Below are 19,044 nucleotides of genomic sequence, written 5' to 3' on the forward strand. Positions count from 1 at the left end.
CATTATAAGAAAAGGAGAAGGTATATGAGAGCAAAGCAGAAAGAAAAGAGATTAGTCAGTTTACTTTTAATTGTTACCCTGCTCTTTACAATGTTTCCCTCTATGCAGAAAGCGTATGCAGAAGGAAATACCGCAGTAAGAAGCGTAACAGATGAAGTAAGCGGACAAATTGGGGGACAGGCAGTGCCGTTATCTCTTTATCAGGGAGGTATTTACGAAGGTACTGTGAATGCAGTTTCCGGTTCTGCCATTACAATCTATGTAAATGGGCAGGATAAAGGAAGCACAAACTGGTCTGAAGGGAATTCGGGCAGTGTTTATGTGCGTTACAATTCTAAGACTGGAGAAGTTACCAATTCCATTTCGGATCCGGGGGCATATAAGAGTTCAGCTACCTGGGTAGGCAATTTTAGCGGACTTGGATTAGGCATCAATAGCTGGACACCATCCGATGCAAACGGTGACCTTAATTACCTTGGGGGAGGTATCTATGCAAAAACCTTTACTTTTCCGGCCCTTGCAAGTGATGTAACCATTGGGGACGGAGGCTATAAGGTTGCATACAATCACGACTGGGGACAAGGTGAGGTAGGAGATGATAAAAAGGTATCACTTACGGTACCTGCCGGAAGTACCGGTATAACGGTATTTGCGGACACTAATACAGGCTATATAACAGATTCTGTTAATACACCTTCTATACTACAGACGATCTCTTTAATCGGAACCGCCAGAGAAGCAGGAGGCGATGACTGGAATACAGCTTATGACGGATATGATTTCAGGTCCATAAGCCAGAATATTTATCTGTTTGATAAGACTTTTTTGGCAGCTGGTACCTATGAATATAAATACTATAACAGGTCACAGGCTGAGTGGATAGGCAGCAATAATAAAGCCATTAACATTGAAAATGGCGGGCAAAAGGTTCTTTTTCTTTATGATAAGACAAGCGGAAGCTTGTATGATACCGTAAATGATTATAATACCATAGCCGGTATTCTCGGCTTCCCGGCATCTGGTGAGACGGAGACTCTGCCGGATGTCTTTCCCGCCCAGCAGGGAGGAAACAGTGTATGGAGAGTCACGGGTTCTCTCGGAGAGTATGATAACTGGGATATAGGTAATGGCAATACAGTTATGACGCATCTGGTCGGAGAGTACTATGCCAAGTCCATGGTATTACCGGCAGGTACCTATGACTTTAAGTTTACGAAAAACGGTTCCTGGAACAGCGCTATCGGTTCTGACGGAATCAGCGATAACGCTGCTAATTTCAGCATGACTCTGGCGGAAAAATCCAAAGTGAATTTTTATCTCAACGATGAGTTAGAGGGCAAGGATAAGGTACGTACTAATATTACTGCCCTGGAAGAACAGGGTATTAAGCAGTATACGCCTGCCCTTTCAGAAAGCTCCTGGCCAAGGCTGGTAGGAAGTCTTCAGGAAGCATTAAGTGCCGGAGGCAATTGGACACCGGATCAGTCTAATCTGATGTTTGTGGATTACTACTTTAATAATTCCGTCTATAAAATACAGAGAACTCTTCCGAAGGGGTCCTATGAGTGCAAGGTGGTATTCGGAGATAACTGGGATAGCGCCAATTATGGAGACCCGGATAGCAGCAGTTCAAATCTTGCTGTAAATGTACTGGATGATACCGCTGGCGTGACCTTTTCCATCGATACCTTAGCGGAGAAGAAATTACTCACACATAATTATAAACCAAAAGATTCCCTTTATGATGGAGTTATCAACAAATCGGCTCTTTTCTTTGACAGCAGGGATATTACATATAAGAAGCCTTTTGGAGCCGTAAAGGAAAACAGCGAGGATGTTACCTTCCGTATTGCTGCCGAGGCAGGGGATGCACAGCTCGTTAAGTTGGAATTAATCGATTATAACGGTGTTTCCAGAGACTTTGATATGTCCGTGGCAACAGTTCTTGACGGAAAGGATTACTGGGAAGTTACCGTACCAAAAGAAACTTTCAATGAAATCGGTATCTGGAGCTACAAATTTATCGTTATTGACCAAAGTGCGAAGTTCGAGTATGGCGACGACGGTTTAAACGGCGGTACAGGGGCCGTATCTGAGGATGGACAGACACCCTATAACTTAACAGTCTATGACAGCAATTATGAGACACCGGACTGGATGAAAAATGCAGTGGTTTATCAGATATTCCCTGACCGTTTCTACGACGGGGATGCCTCCAATAACCATGCAAAGGATAAGGACGGCAGCAGAGGCGATAAGGTTCAGCTCTTTGACGGGGATAAATGGTCCGCCCTTCCGGAAAACCCGAGACAGTCAGAGGAAGCTAATAAGCCTTATTATCCAAATGCCACAACGGATGGCGTATGGACCAATGAATTCTACGGCGGAGACATAAAGGGTATAGAGAAAAAGCTTTCTTATCTGAAAACCCTTGGAGTAACGGCGATTTACTTAAATCCTGTTTCCTGGGCTGCGTCCAACCATAAATACGATGCCACGGATTACAAGCATCTGGATCCTATGTTTGGAGAGCCGGTATATAATACCCCGGGAGACCCTTCCTCCGGATTAAATTACGAGGCAACCAAAGCCGCCTCTGATAAAGTATATACGAACTTTTCAAAGGTTTGCAAGGAGCTTGGAATCCATTTAATCAGTGACGGTGTTTTTAATCACGTGGGCGATGACTCTATTTACTTTGACCGCTATGAGAAGTACCCGGAAATCGGTGCTTATGAATACTGGAGCAGAGTATGGCAGAAGGTGGAGAACGATAAGGTAACCCAGGCAGAAGCAGAAAAAGCGGTAAAGAATTATTATAAATCTTTAACAAACCCTGCAACGGGCAAGCATTATACCGATGCGGATTTCTGCTATATCAACTGGTTTAAGGTAGGACCCGGAAAGGTCTATGACGATAAAACCGGTGCATTTGTAAGATATGATTACGAAGGATGGTGGGGCTATGACTCCCTGCCCGTTGTTACTGCGGTAGAAGCCGAGAGTACGAACTTAACCAATGACGCGGCTGCTACTATTGCAGGGGCTCATGAGTATAACAATGTAAATTACAGAGAAAATGTTATCGGCTATGATTTGAATGCTTCCAATATAACCAATGTGACAGAAGCTATGAAAAATGCCAATTCCCAGAGGTGGCTCTATATGGGTTCCAGCGGTTGGAGACTTGATGTGGCACCGGATGTATCCGATGATACCTGGAGACAGTTCCGTACTGCGGTTAAGTCGGCAGCCGGCAAGACGGACATCAATGGTGAAAAAATAGATGATCCGGTAATATTGGGTGAGGAATGGAATGTAGCCACAAAATATCTGTTAGGAGATATGTTTGATTCTGTTATGAACTATCAGTTCAGAGCAGCATTGCAGGGATTCCTGGTAAATGGAGGAGATGCCTCGGACTTTAACAATGCGCTGGAGGTAATCAGAGAGAACTATCCAAAGGAAGCCTGGCAGGCAATGCTTAACCTGGTGGATTCCCATGACACCGTAAGGAACATTACAAAGATTGATAACCCGACATGGGAAGAGGAAAACACGAAGAATGCACCGGATGCCTCCGAAAGAGCAATCAAATTACAGGCTTTAACGGCAATATTCCAGTTAAGCTATCCGGGTGCACCAACTATTTATTATGGAGATGAAGTAGGGGTAACAGGTACTAAGGACCCGGATTCCAGAAGGAGTTTTCCATGGGAAAGAGTAACTGAGCAGACAGACGGCTCCTATAAGATTTCTGATGCTTATGCCGGCACCTACGGAAACCTGTTTGACTCCTATGTGAAGGCATCAGAAGTAAGAAATGCCCACTTGGCTCTCTTTGCTACCGGTGATATCAAGACTGCCTATGCCCAGGGAGAGGTTATCGCCTATGCCAGAAAGAGCGCAGAGGAAGGCGGTTTATCCCTGATTAACAGTTCTGATAAGGCAGCGGATGTTGTTGCAGATGTAAAGGACTTTCTTCCGGAAGGGCTGACCTTACAGGATGAGTTAGGCAGCGGTGTTGCCGGTACGGTAACGGACGGAAAGATTACGCTGCATGTACCTGCCTACACCGGACTTATGATGGTATCCACTGCAAAACTTACTGCACTTCCTGCCGCACCGGCAGGTGTTACAGCAACAGCTTCCGAAGGCACTACTGCAACAGTAGACATTAAATGGACCGCAGTAGAGGGAGCAGAAGGATACTATGTATACCGGACACTTTTGGAAGGAAAAGAGGCTGTTTTACTTAACAGCACACCGGTTACGGGAACAGAATACACGGATAGCACAGTAACGAACGGAACCAGATATTACTACTATGTTAAAACTGTTACGGGCAGTGTATTAAGCATCAGCAGCGCTGTAGCCACGGCCATGCCAAGCTTTAAGATAACGGAAGTCACTACTCCGACTGTGGTATCACAGGTTACTATCGGGGTTGGTAAGAAGACCGATTCCATTGAAGTAAAGGTTACGGTACCGGGGCTTACGGACAACGCGTCCTATATAGGGAAGGATGCAGCAGGACTTAAAGGAATGCTGGGTTATTACAAGGATGGAAGCAGCAAGGATTCTGCTTTGTTTACAAAACTGCGTTATGAAAAGGATGAAGGCAGTTCTAAAGTATACACAGCCTTTTTCGAGCCTACGGAAGAAGGCACTTATAAATATTTTGCCAAAGTAACGGTAAATAACGGTTATACCTATGCCGAGTCGCAGGAAAGCAGTATGACGGCGGTAAGTAACTTTACCCAGGCGAAACCGGATGCACCGGTGCTGGAACAGCCAATTCAGGAGTCCAGCAGGGTAACCTTAAAATGGAGCACAGCTTCCGGCAATGAAAGCGGCTTTGAAATTTACCGCACCAAGGTTTTGGCAAGTAACTCCTATGAAGAAAAGATAGCGGTGCTGGATGCAAAGGTAAATACTTACACAGACTTCCTGGTAAGTAACGACACAACTTATACTTACCGTGTGGCTGCCTTTAACAGTGAATATAACAGAAACAGCTCCAATCTGGTAACCGTAACGCCAAAGCTTACCATGGTGGAGGTCACCGTAAGACTGCATATTCCTGATAAAGTGGCACCGGCTGCTACGGATAATATCTATGTTGCAGGTGATGCAAACGGCTGGAATTCTTCCGGCTGGCTGTTAAAGAAGCCAAGCGGGGCAACGGATAATACAATTGTGGAATACACTTTTAAGATGATGTCCGGTAAGAAGCTCCAGTACAAATATACCAGGGGAACCTGGGCGACAGAAGCCTTAACCAGCAATATAGAAGGAGATACCACCTCTCCCGGTAATTACGGATACAGTTCCACGGATACCAATATCAATGTAACGATTACCAACCAGGGCGGCAATAAGATGTTAATCAACGACTATGTACTGCGTTGGGTAGATATGCCGATTATGATAACGGTACCCAGAATATCCTATAACGGGCAGGATATTCAATATACAACGACGGACAGCAGCTTTAATCTTCAGGCCAGCGTTCCTTACGGCGGAGTCTTTACGATTAACGGAAAGGATATCAATACCATCCAGGCAGGAGCATTGGACGCCTACGGTAATGTAAGGCTTAATAACATACCGCTGTCAGTGGGAGAGAATATATTTGCTCTTCATATTGAACCTACGGAAGCAACAAAGGCTATGTCCTGGCTGAAAGATACGGGAAGAATTACAACCCAGATGACAGCCTCCGTAAACATTAAGATTACAAGGACAAAAGACTCCGGAAGCGGGGACAACGGAAACAATAATAATGGTAATAATAACAATAACAACAATAATGGCTCAAATAGCAGTAATTCCGGCAGCAATAATGCTCCTTCTGATAAGCAGGAGCCCGGCATAAACGGAAGCAATATTTCCGGCTGGGAGAATATAAAGAAGGAATTAAAGACTATTGCTGAAAACGCAGGCAGCGGCAGTACCGGTAGTGCCCACAGCGTCAAGATTGCTATGAATAAAGCCACAGCTATGCCGGGAGATATACTTACTTCCATAAAAGGAAAGAATGTTAATCTTGTTTTGGACTATGGTACTTATACCTGGACTATAAACGGCAAATCCATACAGGATAACACTGCATTGGCAGGGGAATATAATCTGTCGGTTTCAGAAGTTACAAATGGAAGCTTAAAGTCAAATGTTACAAAAGCGGTAAGTACAGCCTTAAAAGAGAGCAAACTTAAAAATAAGAATGTCCAGATAAAGCAAATTGAAGTTGCCCAGGATGGAAAGATTCCTTTTACTGCCGACTTATCCCTTACCGTACCGGTAAAATATGCAGGAAAATATATATTCCTTAATTATTATAATGAAAGCACGAAAAAGATTGAGATAGCAGGCTATGGACTGGTTCAGAAAGACGGCAAGGTAACCTTTACCTTTAAACATCTGTCTGTATACTCCCTGACCTCCGTGAATCTGCTTGCTCCTTCTCTTGCTGCAAAGAAGACGGTAAGTGTTGGTAAGACTGTCATACTTAAACCGTCTAACCTTCTTACCGGCGCAAAAGTAACCTACAGCTTAAGTAAGAAAGGTATGGTAACTTTAAGTAAGGACGGTAAGGTAAAAGGGCTTAAGGCCGGAAGCGTTACCGTAACTGCAAAGGTGGTTCAGGCCGGAAGTACCTACAGCTTAAAGACCACGATTACGGTTAAGGCGAAGTAAGAAATAAGACTAAACAATACTTTATAATGGAATAAGAAAAAGCAAAAAAGGGCGTATATGACACGTCCTTTTTTGTGTCAGTGCTTTAGAGATATAAAATTCAAGATTTTGGCTGGATAATCGTAGAATTTGGATGACGTCCCTATGAAAATATGATATAAATATAAAAAAGGACACAGAGGCATTGAGGAGTAATATACAGGGTGGAATGGGTTCGCAAAGACAGGTATTTGATATTAGGAGATATGAAAGATATGGAAGACGTATTTTATAAACTGATTATGAAGAATTCACCAATGGCATTTGCTTATCACAAAATCCTTCTGGATGAATCAGGTGAGCCTTGTGATTATGTGTTCCTTGAAGTAAATCATGCTTTTGAAGAGATGACAGGGTTAAATGGAAAGCAAATAATCGGTAAGCGGGTAACAGAAGTGATTCCGGGAATAAGGGAAGAAGAATTTGACTGCGTTGCAGCTTATGGATTAACTGCACTGCAGGGTGGAAGGGCAGAATACGAACAATATTCTGATATATTGGGGCGCTGGTACCGTATTCAGGTATATTCTCCGGAACGGTATTACTTTGCCGTTAACTTTTTGGATGTAACGAAAGAAAAACAGCAGGCAGCAGAAAGTGAAGAACTGTTAAAACAGCTGCAGGAAAAGGAGCTTCAGTTCCACAGTATTATCGATAGGCTGCCTTTTTCTCTTTGCATAAACCGTCTTAACGGAATTATCCTGTACATTAACACAGCGGGTAAAGAGCTTTTTCAAATAGAAGGAGAAAGCATCCATGAGAAAAGTACACTTCTTTTCTGGGTGAATAAAAAGGACAGGCTTCAATTTATTCATGCCTTGGAAGAAAAGGGTATGGTAAAGGATTTTGAGATGTACCTGCAGACACAAAAAGGTAAAAGGTTCTGGGCCATGGGAAGCAGTATATTCATTAAATACCAAAATGAGCACTGCATACTCACGGTTCAGCATGATATAACGGAACGTAAAAACATGGAAAATGCGTTAAGAATCAGTGAGGAAAAATTTCGGCTTATTTTTGAAAATGCCGCAGAAAGTATCTTAATTGTACAGAATAATAAAATGCAGATGTTTAATTCCATGGCGCAAAAAACGACAGGGTATTCCCCGGAGGAAATGCTTAGGCTGCCCTTTGTGGACTTTTTCCATCCGGAGGACCGGGACTATGCCGCAAGCTGCTATCATGACAGGCTGGCCGGCAAAAGTATATCCGGCAAGCCCCAATACCGGATTACTCGAAAAGACGGTGAGATTTTGTGGATTGAAGCAAATGGTGTCAAGGTTACCTGGAATGGACATCCAGCAATCCAATACTTTATTATTGATATTACAGAACAGAAAAAAGCAGAGGACGCGCTAAAAGCCAGTGAAGAAAAATACCGGCTGATTACGGAGTTTGCTTCGGATATGATATGGGTTTTTAACTACACAAACTATAAATTCACCTATGTCAGTCCTTCTATTTTTCATATGTTGGGATACCAGCCGGAAGAAGCTCTGCAGCTTTCCTTAAACGAGCTGATACCGGAAGAATTCCTGCACCAGATAGAGCAAAGAAACATTAAACATGCGAAGGAATTTCAGGAAAATTCCCAGGAATCCCGCTTTTATATTATGGAAATGCAGAATATCCGCAAAAATGGTCAGCATATATGGGTGGAAATTTCCTCCAGATACCGCTACAATTCAAAGCAGGAAATTGAAATTATCGGAGTCAGCCGTAATATTGAGGAGAGAAGAAATGCAGAGCAAAAAGTCCTGTATTTAAGCTATCATGATCAGTTGACAGGACTCTATAACCGAAGGTTTTATGAGGAAGAGCTGAAGAGACTGGATACGCCAGAGAACCTTCCCATTACACTGGTTCTTGCTGACGTCAATGGCTTAAAGCTTACCAATGATGCTTTTGGGCATCTGGCAGGAGATCAGCTGCTAATCCATATTTCTAATATTTTGCCAAGGGAATGCCGCAAATATGATATCATTGCCCGGATTGGCGGAGATGAGTTCGTTATTTTGATGCCAAGGACCGGAACAAAGGAAGCGGATGAGGTTATCTCACGGATTAAGAGAGCTATGGCAGCAGGAAGCAGTGACAGTTCCGTCCTTTCGGTTTCTTTTGGATATGCGACGAAAGCAGTAAAAGAACAGGATATGGAGAATGTCTTTGTTGAAGCAGAGAATACCATGTATCAGCATAAGCTCAATGAAAGCAGCAGTATGCGCAATAAAACCATAAAGATAATCACCCAGGTTTTCTATAGCAAAAGTAAAAGAGAAGAAGCCCATAATAAAAGAGTCGGGAAGCTTTCCGGGGAAATTGCGAAAGCAATGGGAATGAGGGAAGAGGATATTAATGAAGTAATAACAGCAGGTTCCCTCCACGACATCGGAAAGATAGGGATGGAGGAAAAGCTGTTCGAAAAACAGGAACCTCTTACAGAACAGGAGTGGATTGAATACAAGAGGCATCCGGAGATTGGCTACCAGATATTAAAAAGCTCCAATGAGTTTACTCACATCGCTCAATATGTCCTATGTCATCATGAGCGAACAGATGGCTTAGGCTATCCAAGGGGCATTATCGAAAAGGATATTCCCATTCAGGCCAGAATTTTAAGTCTGGCGGATGCATATGACAGGATGTTAAATCCCCGGACATATAAAAAAGGAATGGGGGAGGAAGCGGCTGTCAGAGAAATTATTAAGAATGCAGGAACACAATTTGACGAAACTGTTGCCAGGATTTTTGTGGAAAAGGTTTTGCATAAGCCGTGGAGAGAGGCATGAGTTGTTTTTGGATTGTTTAATGGTTAGGCGGCTTTCTGTTGTCTGAAGTACAAAGGGTGTTACAAAAGTACAATCAGGCAAAGTTGCCGCCAAGGAGGTTGGGGCGGATTTAAATCCTGAACTTCTCAACTATTCCAATAAGCTTTTCAGAGCTATCTCGCGTGCTTTTTACCATAGCCATTATTTCACTTGAATTTTTCACTACCACTCTGGTATTTTGAGCAATGTCATGTGTACCTTCTGCGGATAACCCGTTCGCTATCGCAATTTCAGAAATGCTCTTTGTGATATTTTCAAGTGATGCGGCCAATTCTTCGGAGGTGGCACTTAAATCATTTGCAAAATCACTGAACATCTCTGCATCTTTAAAGTATTGTTCGCCCGTATCTACCATTAATACATAATCTTTCATGACGTTGCCCTCAACATAGTTTAACACCTGTTCAGAGCCTGTTGCCAATTTTTCAACAGAAAGAACGACCTGTTTTGTTACATTCTGGATTTCATTTACAGTATTTTTGGAGTTCTCTGACAAATTTCTGATTTCTTCCGCAACAACAGCAAACCCCTTTCCGGCCTCGCCTGCTCTGGCAGCCTCAATAGCAGCATTTAGTGCCAGCAGGTTTGTCTGGGAGGTAATTTGCAATATGGAATCGGACAGGATATTGATTTTTTCGATAGCCTTTGAATGCTCGATTGCTTCTCTAAGCTGTTCGTTTACACGGTGATGGGTCTCTGTTGCTATTTTTTGCGATTCAAAGGTATTTTTACAGAGCTGTTCGGCCCTTCTGCTTATTTCTACTGCTGAAGCAGCGCCTTCCTGTGCTTTTCTTGCGATGGAGTCGATTGCAGTTTCAATCTCTTTTGCTGTAACGTTCATTTCCTGGGCTGAAGCTGCTGTCTGTTCCATACTTGCCGACATCTGTTCCGTGGTTACCAGAACATCTCCTATTTTTGTATTCATCTTGTCCATGTTGTTTTCCACGGCTGCTATATTTTCCTCAACAAGGAAAGACTCCTTGATAACAACATGTATGATTGACTTTAACGACTCCTGCATTCCGTTAAAATTGATTGCCAGCTGGCCGATTTCATCCTTGTGCCTTTCATCTATCCGTTGGGTCAGATCGCCATTGCCGGAAGCAATCTCTCTAATCTTTGAGGCTATGCCATTGATTCTTCCAAAGAATGTATTGAGAAATAAAATAGTTAATGTACATATTACCAAAACAAAGGCAATGGTTGTAATAACTGCGGCTTTAATGATGCTGTCTAAAGAACTTGTATATTCCTTCACAGGCACATCCAGAACCATAAACCAATCGGTGGAGGGAACAGCTTCCGCAAACAGTATTCTTTGTTCTCCGTTTATGGTTATTTTCTGGCTGCCGCTTTTCGGGGAAATAAGATTTTTAATTGCATTTTTATAAGCTTTATCACCTTTTTCAAGCATATTATATTGTAAAATCATATCTTTTTGGGGATGGTGCAGAACCAGTCCGTTTTTATCAATAATAAACACGGTGTCTGTTTTTCCGAGATGGAATTTGGTGTTAGTTTCAAATGCAGTATCTATTGGGCTTGCACCGCTTACAAGACCTATTATATTTCCGTTGTCATCCTTTACCGGAACTTCGGCAGTAATAATATACCGGGAGGAATCTGCTTTGTCGACAAAGGGGTTTGAAATAAAGCTTGAACCCTTCATAATTTCCGGAAAGGATTCTTCGGTATGGATATCAACTGTAAAGCTGCCGCCATTTCCATCCTGCAATATCAGATTACCCTTTGTATCGCACAATCCGATTGTGGAGTATTGGTCTTTTAACCGTTCCTGTTCGCTGTTTAAATAAGTCATGGCAATGGCAGTATCCATTGATTTGACTTCTTTGGTGTTTGCCATAATCGTTACTTCTGCGAGGCGGGTCTGGACCCATGTCGACAGCTGGTAAGCATTGACTTTAACTGTTTGGGCTGCACTGTTGTTCATTGCGGATAGTATTTCATGGAGAGATTTCTGATAATTCAGCCAAGTAATAAAACTTGTACTAAAGAGCAGAACAGCAAACACGGCGATGATAACTTTTAAACGAAGAGAATTCTTGAACTTTAGTTTGTCCATTAATAGTACCTCCATTATTTACATTATTAAGGAATTGAGAATTCTGGCGGATGGTTAAATAGTAATTTACTATAATTATAGCACGAATTTTGCAGAAAAGTGTCTTATAATAAAATAATTAACATGATATTTACATGTATTTTATTGTGAGCGTTCTTTCCGGAAAATAAGAAAAAGGCAACTGGTGGTGTAGAACCGGCACAGTTGCCTGAATTGCAGATGTTTTCATTTTGATTTAATAATATTGATTTAGTTTTGGTGTTCTATTGTATTTGTTCCTTTTTCCTTGAAAATAAACGGAAAGCTGTAATAACAGCACCTGCAAGGCAGATAGTAAATGCCGTCAGATATACTATCCGCATAGCAAAAAGAAAGGCAGAAGTTCCGGCTGTGGTGATATCGCTTACATGGTGGCCGACTTTGGCACTCATTCCCTGATATAACAAAGTAGTTGCAAGAGTAATTCCGACAATCATACCAAGGTTACGGACAAGAGCACTGATGCTGCCTCCGATACCCAGTTTATTCCTTGGAAGGGTGGACATGACAAGGGAAGTGTTAGGCGACTGGAATAATGCGTTGCCTAAGGACATAATGGCCATATACATTCCCATTGCCCAGTAACTGGGACTTGCGCTTAGGGTAGACATTAACAGCAGGCCTGTACTAATGAGGACAAGTCCAATTAAGGTTAATATTTCAGAGCCGATTTTATCGGAGATATAACCGCTTATCGGAGCCGCCAGTGCCAGAATAAGCGGATATATCGAGAGGAAGGCTCCGGCATTCTTGGGAGATAAGCCCAGTGCATCCTGAAGGTAAAAGGGCATTACAATATTGGAACAAAAGATAGCGATAAAGCTTATGAAGCTGCAGATTAAGCTTATGCTAAACCATTTGCTCTGAAAGAGTGAAAGCTCTAATAAGGGCATTTCAATACGCTTTTCCCGTCTTATGAACAGGCAGAATAAAATTACAGATACAAAGAGGCTTATTAATACAGAGGGAGAGGAAAAGCCTACTTGCTGCACCTGTCCTAAGCCGCCGAATAAAAGGACAATAAATGCCAGGAATAGAAGAGAACCAGGCATATCAACCTTTTCATCAATTCTGTTAGCAGAACGGGGGAGGAGCTTAAAAGAGAGCAAAATAACGATAATGCCGATGGGAATATTAATCCAGAAAATATATTCCCACTTGGTATAATCCACAATAATTCCGCCGAGGGAAGGGCCCACCAGAGAACCCAGGGCGACAAAGGCTCCATTGATTCCAAGGGCCCGGCCTCTTTCGTTGTCGGGGAATACCTGAGTGATAATTCCCTGGCTGTTAGACATAAGACCTGCAGCGCCGATGGCCTGTATTACTCTTGCTATTAAAAGGATAACGAGAGTATCAGAGATTCCGCATAACAGGGAGCCCAGAGTAAATACCACCAGGCCTATTTGAAAGATAATAGTCTTCCCGTAAATATCGCCCAGTCTTCCAAACAGCAGCATGGTCGCCGATACGGCAATAAGGTAGATGCTTACCACCCAGGCAATAGCCCCTGATGACACCGAGAGATCTTTTGACATGGTCGGAAGTGCTACGTTTACAATGCTGCTGTCCAAAGTGGACATAAAGACAGACATAACGATAACAAATAAAATGCCCCATCTAACTCGCGGGGGCATGGCAGTCTGATGATGTTCTTTTATGTTTCTAATAGTATCCATAAGTATATATTCCTTTACTTTTCTTCTGCACGTGCAAGAATGGTATCCAGCATGCCGTATAATTCTTCCAGCTTATCTTCCGGTATATCAACTGTAATCTGGTCAATCCAATCATACAAAGCTTTTCTGATTACAGGCACAGCTTCCTTTGCTTTGTCGGTCAGATAAAGCTTACAGGCTCTTTGATCCTTGCTGTCCGGGAGTTTCTTTATATAACCTAAAAGAATGAGTTTTTGTATTGTACGCGTAGACATAGCCTTATCCACATGTATCCGTCTGCTTAATTTCTCCAGGTTAATCCCTTCCTCGTCGGACAGAGTAAGGATAAACGGATAAGAGCCGCTGCTTAACTCCAGAGGCTTTAAAGCAGTATCCATATGCTGCTGAGTACATTTTGTAATATGTCCTACCCGTCTGCTTAAAGAATTATTCACATTCACACCGTACCTTTTCCTGTTATATTATTTTAAGATGTCCGCATTATTATACATCCTATAAAATTGAGTTGTCAACTTTATTGTTAAAGTCTAAACATAAAAAGGGCTTTTATTATTCACCTATAAATGGTATAATGAACAATACTAAATGAACTCACTGTAATATAATTGATGTTATTATGCAATGATAAAGAGGATGAAGGAAATGAAAAAGAAAGTTAAAGTAAAGGGAGCCTTGCAGTCATATCTTAGATGGCCCCTCTTTTTGTCCTTGCTGCTAATAGCCATGGATATAGGTATAAATCTGGCAGACAGAAAAGCCGGCATGATGATGAACGGCTTTGTTGTTGTTTATATCGTGATAGCGATGGCATTGTATTTCTTCAAAAGACCCAGTATATTGGGAGATATTGTCCGGTATGCTGCCGATTATGGACAGGTTCAAAAGCAGCTCTTAAAAGATATGGCTCTGCCATACGGTGTATTAGACTGTCAGGGACGGCTTCTATGGGGAAATAATGATTTTATCGAAGTAGTCGGAGATGAAAAGCTGGCGAAGAAATCCATCAGCCGTATATTCCCGGAGATTACAGAAGGAGTTCTTCCTGTTGATATGCAGGATCAGGTTATCCACCTGACGAAGGATAACAGCTCTTATAAGATTCTTCTGCGGAAAATCATAGCCAACAGCTTTTTTGAGGACCAGGCATGGGATATAGCAGAAGATGGGCACGAAGATGATTCCAACAGTCTGATAGGCATGTACATCTATGATGAAACAGAGATTATGTCATTGGCAAGGCTGAACCAGGAACAAAGGATGATAGTAGGTCTTTTGTATATTGACAACTATGAAGAAGCCCTCGAGAGTATTGATGAGGTAAGGCGTTCTCTTCTTGTTGCATTGGTTGACCGTAAGATTAATAAATACATGCAAAGTATTGATGCCATAGTCAAGAAGGTGGAGAAGGATAAATATATTTTTATATTTAAGCATAAATATCTGACCCAGCTGCAAAATAATAAATTCAATCTTTTAGAGGAAGTAAGAACCATTAATATAGGAAATGAAATGTCTGTAACCATCAGTATTGGGCTTGGAGTCAATACAGAGTCCTACCAGACTGGATATGAATATGCAAGAGCTGCCATAGACCTTGCTCTGGGAAGAGGCGGTGACCAGGCGGTGGTAAAGGACGGCGATAAGATATTCTATTACGGCGGAAAGAGCATTCAGCTGGAAAAGAGTACCCGTGTAAAGGCCCGTGTAAAGGCTCATGCCCTAAAGGAATTCGTAGAGGCAAAGGATAAGGTCGTAATTATGGGGCATGCCATCGGAGATGTGGATTCCTTTGGTGCGGGAATCGGTATTTACCGTATTGCAAAGACGTTAAATAAAAAGGCGCATATTGTTATCAATGAGGTTACTACTTCGGTACGGCCGTTAATGACCAGATTTATCAATAATCCTGATTATGAAGATGATATGTTCCTAAAGAGTGAGCAGGCTATAGGACTTGTAGATAATAACACGCTTTTGGTAATTGTAGATGTAAACAGGCCGAGTTATACGGAATGCAAGGAGCTCTTAGGTCTGACCAGAACCATTGTGATATTAGACCATCACAGGCAGACAGGGGAAGCAATTGAGAATCCGGTACTTTCCTATATTGAACCTTATGCTTCTTCCTCCTGTGAGATGGTTGCAGAGGTATTACAGTATATTGGAGACGGACTTCGGTTAAAGCAGGTGGAAGCCGATGCCATGTATGCCGGTATTATGATCGATACCAACAACTTCCTGACAAAAACAGGGGTAAGAACCTTTGAAGCGGCAGCTTTCTTAAGAAGAAGCGGTGCGGATGTTACCCGTATCCGGAAGGCCTTTCGCAGTGACATGGATGAATATAAGGCAAAGGCAGAAGCTGTCAGTGCGACAGAAGTTTACATGGAGCATTATGCCATAACAGTATGCGGCGGTGTAGGCATCAATAGTCCCACGGTACTGGGAGCCCAGGTCGCAAATGAGCTTCTTAATATTACGAACATCCGGGCATCTTTTGTATTTACTGAGTTTAATGATAAGATATATTTAAGTGCAAGATCAATCGATGAAGTGAATGTACAGCTTATCATGGAAAAATTGGGAGGCGGCGGACACATGAGTGTTGCCGGTGCGCAGTTTACCGGCTGTACCCTGTCAGAAGCCATATATAACTTAAAAACAACCCTCTCAGTCATGAAAAAGGAAGGCGAGCTGTAAATACGATATTTTGAATAAAGGAGGCATATTTTTATGCAGATTATATTAACACAGGACGTAAAGGCATTGGGAAAGAAAGGCGAGATGGTTAACGTAAGTGACGGTTATGCCAGAAACTTTATACTTCCAAAGAAATTGGGATTGGAGGCCAGTGCAAAGAATCTGAACGATTTGAAGCTTCAAAAGGCTGCGGAAGAAAGAAGGCAGAAGGAAATATTAGAAGAAGCACAGGTACTTGGCAAAGAATTAGAAAGCAAGACATTGGAAGTTAAGATAAAGACAGGCGAAGGCGGAAGAACCTTCGGTTCCATATCCTCAAAGGAAATTGCGCAGGAATTAAAGACCCAGTATGGACTGGATATCGACAAGAAAAAGCTTCAGATAAATGACCCGATAAAAACTCTTGGTACCCATACTGTTCCGGTTAAGCTGCATCCACAGGTGACGGCGGAATTAAAGGTCAAGGTAACAGAGCTTTAAGCAAGGGTTAAGTTAAGGGAGGAAATATTGTGGATGAGGCATTTATAAAAAAAGTTCTTCCTCACAATGGGGAGGCCGAGCAGTCAGTGGTAGGCTCTATGATAATGGATAAGGATGCTATTGCAGCTGCCGCAGAACTCGTTACCGGAGAGGACTTTTATGAGCAGCGTTTCGGAGTGCTCTTTGATGCCATTTTGGAATTGTACAATGAAGGGAAACCGGTAGATTTAATTACCCTGCAAAATAAATTAAAAGAAAAAGAAGTGCCCGAGGAGCTGTGCAGTCTGGAATTCTTCCGGGATATTATAGCTTCCGTGCCTACTTCGGCAAATGTCCGCTATTATGCCGGCATTGTGAAGGAGAAATCCACCTTGCGGCAGTTGATCAAGGTTACGGAATCTATTACGAATGAATGTTACATTGATAAAGAAAAGTTGGAGAACATTTTAGAAGATTCTGAAAAGAAAATGTTCGATATCCTGCAGAAAAGAAATACCGGTGACTTTACAAGTATCAGGGATATCGTATTCCAGTCCCTGGAGAGTATTGAAGCAGCGGCACGCAGCAAGGGAAGTGTTACAGGAATTGCCACCGGTTTTTATGATTTGGACTATAAAACAGCAGGGCTTCAGCCCGCTGATTTGATTCTGATAGCTGCCAGACCCTCTATGGGTAAGACAGCCTTTGTATTAAATATCGCAGAGCATGTTGTATTAAAAGGAAATGTTACAACGGCGATTTTCAGTTTGGAAATGTCAAAGGACCAGTTGGTAAAACGTATTATGTCCATGCACTCCAAGGTTAATTCCCAGTCTATAAGGACGGGTGATTTATCGGATGAGGATTGGATCAAACTGGTAGAGAGTGCCAGATCTATCGGTAATTCCAATCTGATTATTGATGATACTTCCAGCATATCTATCAGTGAGCTGCGCTCAAAGTGCAGAAAATTCAAGCTGGAATATAACCTTGGGCTGGTAATCATCGATTACCTCCAGCTTATGACCGGCAGTAAAAAGAGTGAATCCAGACAGCAGGAAATATCAGAAATATCAAGATCTTTAAAGGGAATTGCCAGGGAGCTCCATGTTCCGGTAATTGCGCTTTCACAGCTAAGCCGTGCGGTAGAACAGCGTCCTGATAAACGTCCCATGCTCTCTGATCTTCGTGAATCCGGTGCTATTGAGCAGGATGCCGATATTGTAATGTTTATTTACAGAGATGATTATTACAATCATGATTCGGAAGAGGCAGGAATTTCTGAAATCATAATCGGTAAGCAAAGAAATGGTCCTACCGGTACCGTCAAGCTTGCATGGCAGTCCCAGTACACCAAGTTTGCTAATCTGGAGAGAAGCTGACAAAATATAAGCATATACTTTAAAAAAAGATTTTCGGAAGCAGATAAATCCTTCCGAAAGTCTTTTTTTGTTTGCAGGTGCAGTCTTTTCTTTTATGATGTCGATGAAAAATGGAAAAAAATACCTGCTTATTATTGCATTGGACAGGCTCTATGCTATAATAAAACTGATGGAAATAAATAACAATTACCAGAGGAGGATGAGGAATGCAGGAAATGCGATATATGATATCGGAGGCCTCAAAGAAAGTGGAAGTTGAACAGTACACACTGCGTTATTGGGAAGATGAGCTTGATTTACATATACCTCGGAATGAAATGGGACACAGGTACTATACCTGGGAGGATATAGAAGTATTAAAAGCAGTGAAGATATTAAAGGAAAAAGGCTATCAGCTCCGTGCTATAAAAATCCTTTTACCGGAATTAAAAAAGGTGAAGAATCTGGATGAAAAAGAGCTGGAAAAAATGAAAGAAGAATGGGACAAAAAATATGTAAATGAGCTTATTGGGGAGGAGTCTGTGCCGGCTGTTTCTGTGGCAGAGAAGAATTTGCCGAAAAGAGAAGAGGAAAACGTATATCCGAAACCGGAACAAAAATTAGGACAGTTTAAGGCCATTATGCAGAGCCTTTTTATGGAAGCCTTAAGAGATAACAATGAGGTTATGGCAGAAACGGTAAGTGAAAATGTAACAGACCATGTAATTAAGGAAATGGATTACCTGCTTCGTATCAAGGAAGAGAGAGAAGAAGAAAGGTACAAGCAATTCGACAGAACCTTAAGAGAATTACAGTTAGGAAGGGCAGAGGCAGCAGCGGGACTTATGAAAAAGCGAAAAAAAGCCTTTGGCAAGTCAAAAAAGTTCGGACAATAAAAAAAGACCGCTGCTTATTTTAAAGGTTAAGCGGGCAGTCTTTTTCTTTGAATATATTAAGCCTCAATAGCACCTGTAGGACATGTAGCAGCACAAGCACCGCAATCAAGACAGGCATCAGCATCGATTTCGTAGTGGCTTCCACCTTCAGAAATTGCTCCAACGGGACATTCGCTTGCGCAAGCGCCGCAGCTAATACATTCATCACTAATTTTATATGCCATAATTATGTACCTCCTTTAATTTTATCATCTATTATTT

Annotated in this window: 11 protein-coding genes; 7 read left to right on the forward strand and 4 right to left on the reverse strand. The window is 42.1% G+C overall.

The features are described 5' to 3' along the window. Positions 1 to 24 precede the first annotated feature (24 nt). A complete protein-coding gene (locus BUF11_RS11300) occupies positions 25 to 6,699 on the forward strand; it encodes an alpha-amylase family glycosyl hydrolase (protein WP_073588957.1) in 6,675 nt (2,224 codons plus the stop codon). 254 nt (positions 6,700 to 6,953) lie between these two features. Further along, positions 6,954 to 9,527: a PAS domain S-box protein gene (locus BUF11_RS11305; RefSeq protein WP_175562041.1), complete on the forward strand. Its 2,574-nt coding sequence runs from the start codon at positions 6,954 to 6,956 to the stop codon at positions 9,525 to 9,527. A gap of 109 nt (positions 9,528 to 9,636) precedes the next feature. Here the strand turns inward: BUF11_RS11305 and BUF11_RS11310 are convergent, their stop codons facing one another. The 3 genes from BUF11_RS11310 to BUF11_RS11320 form a co-directional block, all read right to left on the reverse strand. After that, complete coding sequence (locus BUF11_RS11310) at positions 9,637 to 11,649, reverse strand: methyl-accepting chemotaxis protein (protein ID WP_073588959.1); 2,013 nt, start codon at positions 11,647 to 11,649, stop codon at positions 9,637 to 9,639. A 263-nt stretch (positions 11,650 to 11,912) separates the two neighbouring features. Next, the gene (locus tag BUF11_RS11315) at positions 11,913 to 13,367 is read right to left on the reverse strand and encodes an MFS transporter (RefSeq protein WP_073588960.1); all 1,455 of its coding nucleotides are present in this window, start codon (positions 13,365 to 13,367) and stop codon (positions 11,913 to 11,915) included. 14 nt (positions 13,368 to 13,381) lie between these two features. Further along, the gene (locus tag BUF11_RS11320; protein WP_084558610.1) at positions 13,382 to 13,807 is read right to left on the reverse strand and encodes a MarR family winged helix-turn-helix transcriptional regulator; all 426 of its coding nucleotides are present in this window, start codon (positions 13,805 to 13,807) and stop codon (positions 13,382 to 13,384) included. A 202-nt stretch (positions 13,808 to 14,009) separates the two neighbouring features. Here BUF11_RS11320 and BUF11_RS11325 point away from each other — a divergent pair, with 202 nt between their 5' ends. The 5 genes from BUF11_RS11325 to BUF11_RS11340 all read left to right on the forward strand — a co-directional run bounded on the left by BUF11_RS11325 (position 14,010) and on the right by BUF11_RS11340 (position 18,783). Next, the gene (locus tag BUF11_RS11325) at positions 14,010 to 16,067 is read left to right on the forward strand and encodes a DHH family phosphoesterase (RefSeq protein ID WP_073588961.1); all 2,058 of its coding nucleotides are present in this window, start codon (positions 14,010 to 14,012) and stop codon (positions 16,065 to 16,067) included. A 33-nt stretch (positions 16,068 to 16,100) separates the two neighbouring features. Beyond that, the gene (gene rplI / locus BUF11_RS11330) at positions 16,101 to 16,547 is read left to right on the forward strand and encodes a 50S ribosomal protein L9 (RefSeq protein WP_073588962.1); all 447 of its coding nucleotides are present in this window, start codon (positions 16,101 to 16,103) and stop codon (positions 16,545 to 16,547) included. A gap of 29 nt (positions 16,548 to 16,576) precedes the next feature. After that, the gene (dnaB, locus tag BUF11_RS11335; protein WP_073588963.1) at positions 16,577 to 17,908 is read left to right on the forward strand and encodes a replicative DNA helicase; all 1,332 of its coding nucleotides are present in this window, start codon (positions 16,577 to 16,579) and stop codon (positions 17,906 to 17,908) included. Positions 17,909 to 18,002: 94 nt separating this feature from the next. Next, positions 18,003 to 18,167 carry a hypothetical protein gene (locus tag BUF11_RS24340; RefSeq protein WP_175562042.1) on the forward strand — a complete coding sequence of 55 codons (165 nt, stop codon included), beginning with the start codon at positions 18,003 to 18,005 and terminating at the stop codon, positions 18,165 to 18,167. Beyond that, entirely contained in the window at positions 18,115 to 18,783 is a 669-nt protein-coding gene (locus tag BUF11_RS11340) for a helix-turn-helix domain-containing protein (protein ID WP_073588964.1), read from the forward strand. Before BUF11_RS24340 ends, BUF11_RS11340 begins: the two co-directional genes overlap by 53 nt. Positions 18,784 to 18,839: 56 nt before the next feature. Here the strand turns inward: BUF11_RS11340 and BUF11_RS11345 are convergent, their stop codons facing one another. Then, positions 18,840 to 19,007 carry a DUF362 domain-containing protein gene (locus BUF11_RS11345; protein WP_073588965.1) on the reverse strand — a complete coding sequence of 56 codons (168 nt, stop codon included), beginning with the start codon at positions 19,005 to 19,007 and terminating at the stop codon, positions 18,840 to 18,842. Positions 19,008 to 19,044 lie beyond the last annotated feature (37 nt).

Source organism: Anaerocolumna xylanovorans DSM 12503 (genome assembly GCF_900143645.1).
GTDB lineage: Bacteria > Bacillota > Clostridia > Lachnospirales > Lachnospiraceae > Anaerocolumna > Anaerocolumna xylanovorans.

Bases quoted from the DNA above. Each gene is read 5' to 3' on its own strand.
- BUF11_RS11300 (WP_073588957.1), top strand. From the start codon at position 25: ATGAGAGCAAAGCAGAAAGAAAAGAGATTAGTCAGTTTACTTTTAATT.
- BUF11_RS11305 (WP_175562041.1), top strand. From the start codon at position 6,954: ATGGAAGACGTATTTTATAAACTGATTATGAAGAATTCACCAATGGCA.
- BUF11_RS11310 (WP_073588959.1), bottom strand. From the start codon at position 11,649: ATGGACAAACTAAAGTTCAAGAATTCTCTTCGTTTAAAAGTTATCATC.
- BUF11_RS11315 (WP_073588960.1), bottom strand. From the start codon at position 13,367: ATGGATACTATTAGAAACATAAAAGAACATCATCAGACTGCCATGCCC.
- BUF11_RS11325 (WP_073588961.1), top strand. From the start codon at position 14,010: ATGAAAAAGAAAGTTAAAGTAAAGGGAGCCTTGCAGTCATATCTTAGA.
- rplI (WP_073588962.1), top strand. From the start codon at position 16,101: ATGCAGATTATATTAACACAGGACGTAAAGGCATTGGGAAAGAAAGGC.
- BUF11_RS24340 (WP_175562042.1), top strand. From the start codon at position 18,003: ATGATGTCGATGAAAAATGGAAAAAAATACCTGCTTATTATTGCATTG.
- BUF11_RS11340 (WP_073588964.1), top strand. From the start codon at position 18,115: ATGCAGGAAATGCGATATATGATATCGGAGGCCTCAAAGAAAGTGGAA.
- BUF11_RS11345 (WP_073588965.1), bottom strand. From the start codon at position 19,007: ATGGCATATAAAATTAGTGATGAATGTATTAGCTGCGGCGCTTGCGCA.